The organism is Amycolatopsis sp. (assembly GCF_025464955.1).
Lineage (GTDB): Bacteria > Actinomycetota > Actinomycetes > Mycobacteriales > Pseudonocardiaceae > Amycolatopsis.
On record NZ_JAODNM010000070.1, the window covers coordinates 23,422 to 35,378 of the forward strand.

Annotated in this window: 8 protein-coding genes; 4 read left to right on the forward strand and 4 right to left on the reverse strand. The window is 67.7% G+C overall.

The features are described 5' to 3' along the window. Positions 1-519 precede the first annotated feature (519 nt). Complete coding sequence (locus JWQ81_RS15910; RefSeq protein WP_297542157.1) at positions 520-1,767, forward strand: HNH endonuclease signature motif containing protein; 1,248 nt, start codon at positions 520-522, stop codon at positions 1,765-1,767. Between the two features lie 589 nt (positions 1,768-2,356). Then, positions 2,357-3,115, forward strand: a complete 759-nt coding sequence (locus tag JWQ81_RS15915; RefSeq protein WP_297542159.1) for an MgtC/SapB family protein — start codon at positions 2,357-2,359, stop codon at positions 3,113-3,115. Positions 3,116-3,120: 5 nt separating this feature from the next. Here JWQ81_RS15915 and JWQ81_RS15920 read toward each other — a convergent pair whose 3' ends face one another. Beyond that, a complete protein-coding gene (locus JWQ81_RS15920) occupies positions 3,121-3,939 on the reverse strand; it encodes an LLM class flavin-dependent oxidoreductase (protein ID WP_297542161.1) in 819 nt (272 codons plus the stop codon). Positions 3,940-4,207: 268 nt separating this feature from the next. Between JWQ81_RS15920 and JWQ81_RS15925 the strand changes: the two genes are divergently transcribed. Next, positions 4,208-7,627 carry a S8 family serine peptidase gene (locus tag JWQ81_RS15925; protein WP_297542163.1) on the forward strand — a complete coding sequence of 1,140 codons (3,420 nt, stop codon included), beginning with the start codon at positions 4,208-4,210 and terminating at the stop codon, positions 7,625-7,627. Between the two features lie 109 nt (positions 7,628-7,736). On the opposite strand, the gene JWQ81_RS15930 is transcribed toward JWQ81_RS15925, so the two are convergent. The 3 genes from JWQ81_RS15930 to JWQ81_RS15940 are packed head-to-tail and all read right to left on the reverse strand — an operon-like array spanning position 7,737 to position 10,229. Further along, the gene (locus tag JWQ81_RS15930) at positions 7,737-8,174 is read right to left on the reverse strand and encodes a PPOX class F420-dependent oxidoreductase (protein WP_297542165.1); all 438 of its coding nucleotides are present in this window, start codon (positions 8,172-8,174) and stop codon (positions 7,737-7,739) included. Next, complete coding sequence (locus tag JWQ81_RS15935) at positions 8,162-9,022, reverse strand: LysR family transcriptional regulator (RefSeq protein WP_297542167.1); 861 nt, start codon at positions 9,020-9,022, stop codon at positions 8,162-8,164. The genes JWQ81_RS15930 and JWQ81_RS15935 overlap by 13 nt, the downstream gene beginning before the upstream one ends. A gap of 4 nt (positions 9,023-9,026) precedes the next feature. After that, positions 9,027-10,229 carry a molybdopterin molybdotransferase MoeA gene (locus JWQ81_RS15940; RefSeq protein ID WP_297542169.1) on the reverse strand — a complete coding sequence of 401 codons (1,203 nt, stop codon included), beginning with the start codon at positions 10,227-10,229 and terminating at the stop codon, positions 9,027-9,029. 125 nt (positions 10,230-10,354) lie between these two features. Here JWQ81_RS15940 and JWQ81_RS15945 point away from each other — a divergent pair, with 125 nt between their 5' ends. After that, positions 10,355-11,710: an OFA family MFS transporter gene (locus JWQ81_RS15945; protein ID WP_297542171.1), complete on the forward strand. Its 1,356-nt coding sequence runs from the start codon at positions 10,355-10,357 to the stop codon at positions 11,708-11,710. Positions 11,711-11,957: the final 247 nt, after the last annotated feature.

The window sequence follows — 11,957 nt, forward strand, 5'->3', positions numbered from 1 at the left end:
GTGGCTCAATGGGTGCGGACGTCGTGGACCAAAGAGTCCCGCCGTGCGGCTGAAACCCGGTGAATGGGTGCGCTGGCAGATCATGTATCGGCGTGCGAATTCCCTCGGACGCGGCTGCGCCGACTCGGCTGGCTCTGAGGGACTGAAGGTCTACGAAGGATCCGCTAGGCGGGTGGTTCCGCTCTACGGCGGCAAGGACCGGGGCGGATGGCGTGTGCAGTACGGATCCTGAGGGCCGGTTCCGTTGCGGCGGTGGCTGCGTTTCGTGAGTGGCTGAAAGGGTCTTTCCTTGCGGTGAAAGCACGGATAACGCCGTTCATCCTTCGCCAATCACGGTACGCGACTGCCGTCGTTCGTCTGGTGTATGCGTGAGTGACGCAGCAAGCAGTTGCAGGAGGCGAACGGGCGAAATTCGCTGCGGTGGCACGCTTTCCGAATATTCGATGGCTACGTTCCGCGACAATGTGTATCACCTGAACGTGTTCCGAATAAACGTTCGAACCGAGGTAGAATAAAGGAGTGCCCAGCGATACGATCAGCCTCCCCGATCCCGCCGATATCCGGCGTGCTGATCCGGCGACGCTGGTCGAGTACGCCCGCGTGATCACCCGGGAAATGAACCGGTACACCGCGTTGCTGGGTCTGGTGGTCACCAAGACCGAGACCGATGGCATCAAGGCCACCCACCAGTACATCTCCGCGGTGCAGTGGCTGATGCATACGACGGGGATAGCTGAGCCTGCGGCGCGTCAGATCGTGGTCCGCGCCCACGGCACCAACTCCTTGTACACCATCGACGGGACAGAGATCCCCGCAGTCGCACCCCTGACCGGTCTCGCCGCACTGGCCGGTGCCCTCACACCCGCCCACGTCGACGTCATCGTGAAAACCATGACGGCCATGCCCGCAACCGTGTCCGACGAAGACCGGGCGGCCGCGGAGAAGATCCTGATCGGTGTGGCCCGGGCTGCGTCCCCGGTCGAGGTGAAGAAGGCCGGTGACCGGATCCTGGACACCCTCGACCCGGATGGGCCGGAGCCGAAGGATCCGCCGGAGAGACCGCAGCGGGAGCTGTCGTTCCAGGAACACCGCGACGGGTCCGCGACGCTCAAAGGCAAGCTGGACAACGTGGCCTACGCCCAGTTGCGGGCCGCGTTGGATCCGTTGGCGAAGCCGCACTCGACGAAAGAGGAAGGCCGCGACCCCCGCAGCCAGTGGGAACGCCACGCCGACGCGCTGGTCGACCTGATCCGCCTCGCGATGACCGTCGACGAAATCCCGACTCACGGTGGTGACCGTGTCCATGTGGCGATCACCGTGGACTACGAAACACTCAAGTCCGGGATCGGGACCGCGATGCTCGACTACGGCGGCGTCATCACCGCCGCCGAAGCACGGATGTTGGCGTGTGACTGCAAGGTGATCCCCGCTGTCCTCGGGACCGAGAGCGAGCAGATGGATCTGGGGCGGTCCAAGCGCATCATCACCACCGGACAACGACGACGACTCGTCATGCGGGACCGCGGATGCGCGTTTCCCGGTTGTAAAAGCCACGCCAAACACTGCGACGGTCACCATATCGTGTATTGGATCCTTGGTGGGCCAACAAATCTGGACAACTTGACCCTCCTGTGTGAACGGCATCACCGTCTTGTGCATTGTGGTGGTTGGGAAGTGCGGATGGGCGGTGACGGGAGACCGGACTTCATCCCGCCTGCTTATCTCGATCCGCTTCGAAAACCGAGGCGCAACACCATGCACGTGTAACAGAATACCGACCCCATACCAGGGCTCGTGAGTGCCGCGACCGGATCATCCGGCCGTGACACTGACGAGCCCTGACTGCATTCACGGCACAACAACAACTCGCCGTCGAGTTGCGAAAGCGCCGCATCACTGCTGAATCGGGGGTCACATCGGCACCGGTGGTACCACCGCGTGACGGGAGTGGCCCTCGGATCCGTACTGCGCCCCCTCACCGCCCCGTCCTTGCTTCAGTAGTCGGGAGTTTGGCTGCCCGGCGAGCCCTGACTGCGTTCCAGGCACGACCGCAACTCGCCGTCGACTTGCGGTGCTCTGGCGTTTGGTGCCGGATCCATAAGCCGTCAGGGCTCCGGCGTTCGGTTCCGGGACGCCCTGCCTGCCCAGCGTCGCCGCCGGGACGGGCGGAATGTGGTTGACCACCTGGGAAAACAACGTGGCGACGCTCGACGCCATCGCGTCGGTCAGTTCCTTGGATGTCAACTCGACCCCCAGCCGGTGACAGCCTACCGAGGTTCACGATGCGGATCGCCGAAACGGGGGACAGGATGCGAGACGACAACGAAAGGGAAGGTGGACAGCGATCCGTGAAACCGTGGCCTGGGCGTTCGCCGAGCCGTCGGGTCAGGGCTGGACGCAGGTGTTCGAGCTGGTCACCGCGTTGGTGCTCTGTTCGCTGATCGGGCTGGAACGCGAGCTCAAGCAGAAGAGCGCGGGGTTGCGCACGCACACCCTCGTCGGCCTCGGCGCGGCACTGTTCCTGCTGGTCAGCAAGTACGGGTTCACCGATGTCCTGGTCGAAGGCCAGGTCGTGCTCGACCCGTCCCGGATGGCGGCCCAGATCATTTCGGGAATCGGGTTCATCGGCGGTGGGCTCATTTTCGTCCGCCGTGACGTCGTGAGAGGGCTGACCACGGCTGCCGTGGTGTGGATCAGCGTGGCCGTCGGCTGCGCCTGCGCCGCCGGGCTGCCGCTGCTCGCGGCGTTCGTCACGGCGGCCCACTTCCTGGTGGTCTACGGCTACCCGCCGCTGATCCGCCTGCTCACCCGGTCCCGGCCGGCGACCTCGGTGATCCGGGTGAGCTACCGCGACGGCGAAGGCGTGCTGCGGCAGGTGCTGGCACTCGCCACGGACGCCGGTTACGTCCTGGAACAGGCGGGTACCGGACGCCGTGACGCCGACGAAGACGAGGAACGCGAGCGCGGCGGCACTGCCGTGCGCACATCCCACGTCGTCGACCTGCGGATGCGGCTCGTCGGCCCGAAATCGGTCAACGACCTGCTCGCGAGCCTGTCCGAACAACCCGGTGTGCTCTCGGTGGACACCGGGGACATCGACGACACCAGCGAATGAACTCCTCAGCGTCCGGCCAGCAGCTCCACCACCGGGGCCAGCTCCGCGAAGAACGCGCCGTTGACACTGATGTAGGACACACCGAACGCCTCCCGGCGCCGCTCGAACTCGTCGGCCATCTGACGCGGCGTCCCTCGGATCATCGTGAGGGAGTCGTGCTCGATGAGCGTCGCCGCGTTGACGCCGATGAACTGCTGTATTTGAGGAGGGACCTCTTCGCCTACGACGAAGACGTTCATCGCGAGTTCGAGATCGCGGGCGCCGGCCGCGTTCCGTAGCTCGGCGGCGTTTGCGGCGGTTTCGTCGCGAGTGACCATCGGGCCGCCGGCCAGGGTGACGATGTCCGCCTTCACCGCGGCCATCGCGCGCGCTTTCGGCCCGGCGGCCGCCATCATCACCGGGGTGTGCCGCTCACCGTCGAGTACCCGCAAATGGTCGATGGTTTCGGCGACCTGCGCCAGACGTTCGGTGGTGGAGCCGAACTTCAGTCCGAGTGACTCCGCGGGCTCCTTCATCACCGGCAGCCCGGTGCCGATTCCCAGTTCGAACCGGCCATCGGTGAGTACCGACAGACTGTGTGCCTCCCAGGACGTCGAGCGCGGGGGGCGCAGCGGGCTGGCCAGCACAAAGGTGCCGACACGCAGGCTCTTCGTGACGCTCGCCGCCACCGCCAATGAGGGAATCGGCGACAATAGTTGGAGATTGTCCGGCATCAGGAGCGTGTCGTATCCCATTTTCTCGACGCGTTGTGCCAAGGTCCGCCATGACGCACCGCCGCCTTGCGGACTGGCGACGACACCGAATCGAAATGTTTTGTCGGTCATGTCCACCACTATGCTCGCGCGATCGGTGTAACGCCCCCGGTGTGAGTTGCGATGCGCCAGAAAGCCTTATGGGCCTTATGTCTTTTTTAGTCCTTTACGGACTTTTTCATCCTGATCAATCAGGGCCGAAAGCATCTTGTGCAACCGGCTGTTGATCAGAAATAGTCACTCGGTACACACGAATGGACCATCAAAGAAGCCGTGGTCACGTTCTGTCGGGGTCGTTTTCAGGTTTCGTTTCCGTTCATAGAGAAAGCAGGAGTCGCCCATGCGGGCTTCCTCGCGACCAGTTCGCGCTCTCATCATCGCCGCAGCCGGAGGGCTGGTCCTTTCGGGGAGCGGCTACACGGCGCTCGCCCAGACCGCACCCGCGGCCGGCGACGCGACCCAGTCGGTGATCGTCGTGCTGGGCGACCAGCTCGCCGGCGCGCCGGCCACCAAAGCCGATTCGACCAATCGGCGGAACCAGGCCACGAACGCCCAGGAAGCAGTCCTGAGCAAGCTGACCGGGGCCGCGCCGACGCACGTCAAGCACTTCGCGCTCGGCAACGCGTTCTCCGCGACGGTGAGCGCGGCACAGGCCGCCCAGCTGGCGCAAAACCCGGCGGTCGCGTCGATCCTGCCTGACAGCAAGGTCACGCTGCCGGCTCCGGCCGCGCCGTCGGCGCCAGCCGGTGCCAAGTCCGGCAACGCGCAGGCTCCGGCCGCGGACGGCCCGGGCGCGATCTGCCCGAGCGACCCGGCGAAGCCGCTGCTCGAGCCGGAAGCGCTGACGTCGATCCACGCCGCGAGCACCGACGGTTCGAAGAGTGCCGCAGACCTCGCGACCGGCGCGGGTGTCAAGGTCGCGTTCCTCGCGGACAACATGGACCCGAACTACGCCGACTTCATCCGGCCGGACGGTTCCCATGTCTTCTTCGACTACCAGGACTTCTCCGGCGACGGCCCGAACACGACCGACTCCGGCGCGGAAGCCTTCGGCGACGCGTCGTCGATCGCCGCGCAGGGCGTGGTCGTCCACGACCTGTCGAAGTTCGTCAACCAGAACCACCCGCTCCCCGCGGGCTGCAACATCGTGGTGAAGGGTGTCGCGCCCGGCGCGAGCCTGGTTGGGCTGAACGTGTTCGGCGCGACCTCGACCGACTCTGCGATCCTGCAGGCCATCGACTACGCGGTCACGACTGACCACGTCGACGTCATCAACGAGTCGCTGGGCCTCAACCAGTACCCGGACGCCAGCTCACGCGCGGCGTTCCAGACGTTCAACGACGCGGCCGTCGCGGCCGGGGTCACCGTCACCACCTCCAGTGGCGACGCCGGGATCACGTCGACCATCGGCAGCCCGGCCACCGACCCGCTGGTGATCTCCGCCGGAGCCACCACCGACAACCGGCTCTACGCGCAGACCGCTTACGCCGCTTTCCCGTTCTCCAACGGCAAGTGGACCAGCGACAACATCTCCGCACTGTCGTCCTCGGGGATCACCCAGAACGGCCGGACGATCGACCTGGTCGCGCCCGGTGAAGGAAACTGGTCCGACTGTGCTCCGCAGTTCGCCGAGTGCCGCACGTTCCAGTCCCCGACTCAGGGCGCGACCCTCGAGTCCTTCGGTGGCACCAGTGAGTCGGCTCCCCTGACCGCGGCTGTCGCGGCGCTGGTCATCCAGGCCTACCGCGGCACGCACCACGGTGCCACTCCCGCTCCCGCACTGGTCAAGCAGCTGATCACCGGGACCACCAGGGACCTCGGCCTCCCCGCCGACGAGCAGGGCACTGGCCTGCTCGACGCGCGTGCGGCCGTCGAAGCCGCGCTGACCGCTCCGGGTAGTTCCGGTGCGCCGGCCGGAGTCGCGTCCAACATCTCGCTGTCGACCGACCAGGTGACCCTCGAAGGGGCACCGGGTAGTACCCAGTCGACGAACGTCCAGGTCACCAACGTCGGCAACAAGCCGCTGACGGTGTCGACCGGAACGCGGACGTTCGCCCCGCTGTCCTCGCAGGCGCAGTCCACTCCGTTCGATTCGACGACGCTCCCGACTTTCCCGTACTACAACGGGGCGACGTGGGTGTCGAAGAAGGTCACGTTCACCGTGCCCGCAGGCGCTGAGCGACTGCTGGCGCGGATGGCGTGGCAGGGCAGCCCGAAGACGGTCAACGGCGCCTCGGTCACCCCGGTCGTGCGGGTGAGCCTGCTCGCGCCGGACGGCACCTTCGTTGCCAACAGCCGGCCCCAGGGTGGTGCGGCGACGGCGAACTACGCCAACGTCGACGTGACCAAGCCGGTTCCCGGCACGTGGACCGCGGTGATGTACTCGGCAGCCGGACCCGCCGGCTATACCGGTCCCATCCAGTTCTCCACCGACACGCAGCGCGCGGTGCCGTACGGCACGGTTTCGCAGCAGGTGCTGAACCTGGCGCCGGGCCAGTCCAAGTCGGTCAAGGTGTCGTTCCCGACGCCCGCGACCGGCGGCGACGCCGACTACTCGGTGACCTTCGGCAGCTCCGACGGGCACCAGACGTCGTTGTCCGCGGTCGTCCGCAGCCTGATCCCGACCAAGGCGGGCACCACCGGGACGTTCGGTGGCACCATCACCGGAGGCAACGCCCGCGCGTTCTCCCCGGCGCAGACGTTCAGCTACGAGTTCGACGTTCCCAAGGGCAAGAACGACCTCGACGTCGGGGTCAAGCTGCCCGACGCCGGAGACCTCGTGGACGGCGTCCTGATCGACCCGAACGGCGAACTGGCCGACGTCAACAGCAACGCGTCCTTCGCGCCGCCGTCGAACCTGGTCCAGGGCAAGGGTTTGCAGCTGTTCGACGCGAAGCCGCTGGCGGGCCGCTGGCACCTGGTCATCGTCGTGCAGAACCCGGTGACCGGTAAGGACATCGCCAAGCCGTTCACCGGCACGGTGGCGTTCGACCAGCTCAAGGTCAACGCTCCGGGCCTGCCGAACTCGGCTTCGACCAAGCTGGCCGCCGGCAAGGCGGTCCAGGTGCCGATCAAGGTGACCAACACCGGGGTCGAGCCGATCGCGGTCGGTGTCGACGCTCGTACCAACAAGAGCCAGACGCTGCAGCCGGTCCCGCTTCAGGGCGAGACCACGGTGGCGTTGCCCGAGCAGGGTGCGCTGGCGCCGGTCTACCTGATCCCGCCGGACACCAGCAAGTTCTCCATCGCGACCTCGTCGACCGTTCCGGCGCAGGCCGAGTTGCAGGGTTCCGCGGCAGGCATCGAGACCTTCGGTGACCTGAAGCAGGCCCAGGGCGGCAACACCGTTTCGGTCGCCAGCATCGGCGAGAAGAAGGGGTATGTCAGCAAGGGGATCTGGTTCGCCGCGGTCCAGGAGATCGGCCCGTTCGGGCCGGCGGGCGCGCCCGCCGGGACGGCCAGCTACACGTCCTCGATGCAGACACTGGGCTTCGACAATGCGGTGACCTCGTCGACGGGTGACCCGTACGACGCCGCTATCGATCCCTCCGGGACCGGTGGCACGCCGACCGTCATCCAGCCGGGCCAGACCGCCACGATCACCGTGACGATCACCCCGTCGGGTGCGAAGGGCAGTGTCGCGAACGGTCACCTCAACCTGGTGACGATCCCGAACCTGCCCACCGGCTCGACCGGCCTGCCCACCCTGGGCACCGGTTCGACCATCGCGCAGGTGCCGTACAGCTACAAGATCGGCTAGTCAGTACCGTTAGGTGAATCAGTACCGTTAGGTGAAGCGGGTCCGGGAGCGTTCAGCCCGGGCCCGCTTCGCTGTTCTGGAGCAGTCCTGTTCCGCCAGCGTTGTGCGATCAGTCCGAGATGCCGCCGAAGGCGAGCACCTTGACGATCTTCGCCCGGACGAGCGCCTCGGCGGGGTCGGCGTTGCGCTTGCCGTACTCCTCACCGCGTTCGGCGCCCATGTAGCGGCTGCCGATCGCGGTCGCCCACTCGAGCATCTCGTCGAGGTCGTCGTGCAGGACGGCGTCGGCGGTGAACTGGATGTACGAGTACGGCGGCGTCTGGTCGTCGACGCAGAGCGAGAACCGTGCGTTGCGACGGAAAGCCTTGCCTTTCAAGGACTCCTTCACCGTGGTGAAGATCAGCTCGTCTCCGTCCGGGGTCTCGTGGAGCAGGAACCAGACCGGCGTGACGTGCGGAGAGCCGTCCGCCCTGACCACCGCGAGCTTCCCGGTCCGGGTGCCCTCGCTCGCGAACTTCCACCATTCTTCCCTGCTCATCTCGTACATAGGGCCGAATTTACCTCAAGGGCGGCCCCGCCGATCACCGCCGCGAGCGCGGCGGCCGGTCCGTCCGGGGCGGACCGCGGGCTGGAGAGCACGAAGTCCACCCGTCCGGGTGTCGGCAGGCCGGCGAGCTCGCACAGTCCGGACGGGAGAAGGCCACGGGCGAAGGCGGCGACGCCGAGGCCGGAGAGCACGGCCATCCGCAGGCCGTTGAGGCTGGTGCTCGTGCACGTCACGTCCCAAGCCAGCCCTGCCCGCCGCAGCGAGTCGGAAACGCGGTTCAGCGTGGTGCTCGGTGGGGGATAGGCGACGAGCGGGACCCGCCGGGCGGGGTCGACCGCGGTCGTCTCCGTGCCCGCCCACACCAGTTCGTCGGTCCATAGTGGACTCACTCGGAAGGCGCCCGGAAGTCGTTCGCTGAGCACGAGGTCCAGCCGGCCCGCGGCCAGGCTTTCGCACAGCGCGTCGCCGAGGTCGACGGTGAGTTCCAGGTCGACAGCCGGGTGCCCGGCCCGGAATCGCCGAAGGACGTCGGGCAGCCCGCTGAGTGCGAAATCCTCCGACGCGCCGAAGCGGATCAGGCCGTGGACCTCGGGTTTCGCGAAGTAGCCGGTCGCGGTGTCGATGGCTTCGATGATGCCGGTGGCGAACCCGACCATCGCGTGCCCCGCCGGAGTGAGTTCGACCGAATGCGTGTCGCGGAGGAAAAGTTCCTGGGACACGGCGAGTTCGAGCTTGTGGACGTGCTGACTGACGGTGGACTGCCCGAGCGTCAGCCGCTGCGCCGCCCGCGTGAAGCTGCGGGTGCCCGCGACCGCGAGGAACGTCTTCAGCAGAACCGGATCGAGCACCCCGTCACCGATCCAGGCCGGGGAGGGCCAGCAGTTCGACGTCCTCGCCCGCCCATCCCGGCGGGATCACGGCGAGCGCGTCGGCCAGCGCCGCACCCCACAGCGTCCCCGGCCTGTCGTGGCCGACGGGGGAAGCGGATCCGTTGAGGCGCGTCACCGCGACGAGTCTGGTGTCGCGGGGGTGCGGGTCGACCGGCTCGGCGAGCCACGCGGACTCGAGAGGTGCCGCGCGGCGTCCGGACAGCACTTGGAGCAACGGCTGGAGCAGGGTCATCGCGGCGCCGAGCGCGGCGTGGGGATTGCCCGGCAGCCCGACGACGGTTCGCCCGTCGGGCAGGACCGCGAGTACCTGGGGATGTCCGGGGCGGCAGGCGACCCCGGCGACCCGGAGGTCGGCGCCGAGGCGTCGCAACACCGGCCGCAGGTGGTCGGCCGGGCCGGCCGACGTCGCTCCGCAGACGACTAGCACGTCGACGCCGGTGTCGGACAGTGCTTCGGCGAGCACGTCGGCGCGGTCGGCCAGCCGACGTACGCAGGTCTGCTCCGCGCCGGCGAGGTGCAGCAGCCCGGTGAGCATCGGGCTGATCGCGTCGCGTACCTGGCCGTGGCCGGGGCGGCCGGACGCGACCACCTCGTCCCCGGTGACCAGGACGGCGACGCGGGGACGGCGATGGACCCGGAGTTCGTCGTGGCCCGCGGCCGCCGCCAGACCCAGCACGGCCGGGGTCACGGTGGTGCCCGAGGTCAGGAGGAGTTGGCCCTCCTGACAGCTTTCGCCTTTTCGGCGGACGTGTCCTGCGTGCCGCACTTCGCCGCTGACCGAGTCGCCCGCGCGAAGGCTGTCCTCGATCGGCAGGACGGCGTCAGTGCCCGCGGGAACCGGTGCGCCCGTGGCGATTTCGATGGCTTGGCCGGGTTCCAGCCGCCCGGGATGCGGTGCTCCGCCGGCGCGGACGCATCCCACGACGGTCCACGGCCCGGTTCCGGCGACCGCGTAACCGTCCATGGCGGAATTGTCGAACGGTGGCGCCGCGACGAGGGCCGGGAGCGGCGTGGCGAGGACGGTGCCCAATGCCGCGTCGAGGGGGAGGTCGACTGCCCGGGTCGGTTCGGCGGCGTTCCGTGCGGCTTCCCGGGCGTCGGCCCACGGAGTCCGTTCGTCCACTTCGCCCCGGGTCCGCGCGATCGCGGTGTCTGACGCGTTCATCCGCACCCCTTGCCAGTGGACATCAGGCTGAACCAGTGTTACAAAGAGGCTACTCCATACTGTATACGATCACCAGCATATCGACCACCAACATATCGATCACCAGCGTTCGGATCGAGGCCGCCATGTCCCAGCCGCAGCTCCTCACCGCGCACGAAGTCAGGGACGTCTACGGGCGTACCTATCGTCATGGGGAAACCGATCGAGCGCTGCTCGGCCGGCCGAGGTCGTGGATGCTGTGGCTGAGCTGGGCGGCGATGCTCGCCGCGGGCGTGCAACAGTACGGCTTCGGCGCGGTCGTCCCGACTCTGACCCAGGCCAGGGGGTGGTCGCTCACCGAAGTGCTGTGGGCGTTCGCGGTGTGGACGGTGTGCCAGGCCGTCGCCGCGTTCCCGGCGGCCCGGCTGCGGGACAGCGGCAGGTTGAGCCCGGCCGTGGCGATGGCCGCGGGTGCGGTGCTGTCCGCGATCGGACTGGTCACCCTGGGCCTGGCGGACAGCCTGCCGCTGGTGTTCCTCGGCTTCTCGGTGGCCGGTGGAATCGGGACCGGGCTGGTGTACGCGACATGTGTCGGCACGGTGGTCAAGTGGTTCCCGGACCGGCCGACGGCCAAATCCGCTTTCACCACAGGGGCTTTCGCCTACGGCTGTGTCCCGTTCGTACTCTTGGCAGGCTTCCTGCTCCGGCCGGGGAACCGTGCGCTGTTCCTCGAAGTGACGGCCGCGGTGGTGCTGGTCGCGATCGCCGGGTGCGGAGCGCTGCTGCGCGACCCGCCGAAGAACTGGTGGCCTGCCGATTCCGACCCCCGGGTGTGGGCGTTGGATCGGACGCACAACGGGAGCCTGTCCGGAAACCGGCCGGCCGTGCGCCATTACCGCCCTGCTGAACTGTTCCACTGCGGCTCGGCCGCTGTCCTTTATGGAGTAGTGGTGCTGGCCGCCGCGGTTTCCCTGTTCGATCTTGCTTATCTGGTCACGTTCGCAAGCCAAGGCAGCAGCCGCGTCTTCGCGACCGTGGGACTCGCCGTGCTGGCGGCGGCCACCGGTGGCGGTCGTGTGGTCGCCGGGTACGTGTCGGAGCGGTGGGGACGGCTCAGGACGTTGCGGGTGGCGTTGCTGGCGGGCGGAATCGCGCAGTTCGTGCTGCTCGACGCGGGGGAGAACAACCGTCCGGCGGGGCTGGTGTTCGGCGCGGTCCTGGCCGGGTTCGGCAGTGGCTGCTGCTATTCACTGCTTGTCGGGCTGGTTCGCGAATACTTCGGGGAGAACGCCGCCTTGCAGAACTTCGGCGTGCTCTACAGCGCGAAAGCTGTCGGCGGACTGCTGGGGATCGGCTTCGCCGCGTTCCTTGTGACGTCTGGTGGTTACGCCGTGGCGTTCGCCGCGGCCGGCGCCCTCGGCATCGCGAGCGCGCTGCTCACGAAGCCCCTCACCCAACCCGGCCGCCCCAAGCACCTGCTGCCTGGCGTCCAGGGCTCGTGAGCGTTCCGGCCTGTTGTGACCGGCTGTGCTGTCTCAGGACTTCGTGAACACATGTGTCCCACGACATCGTGAACAGTTTCTCATACCGGTGTGTCCTGGGTCGGCCCTTGGGCCGGCCCTGGACGTCTCGGGGTGAGGGGTTGGTAGCGGCGGGTGTGGTCGAGGGTGAGGATGCGGGCGAGGGTGTTGTCGATGAGGATGCTGACCCGGTCGCCTTGCCAGTGCAGAACGGCGGTTCGACCGGCCC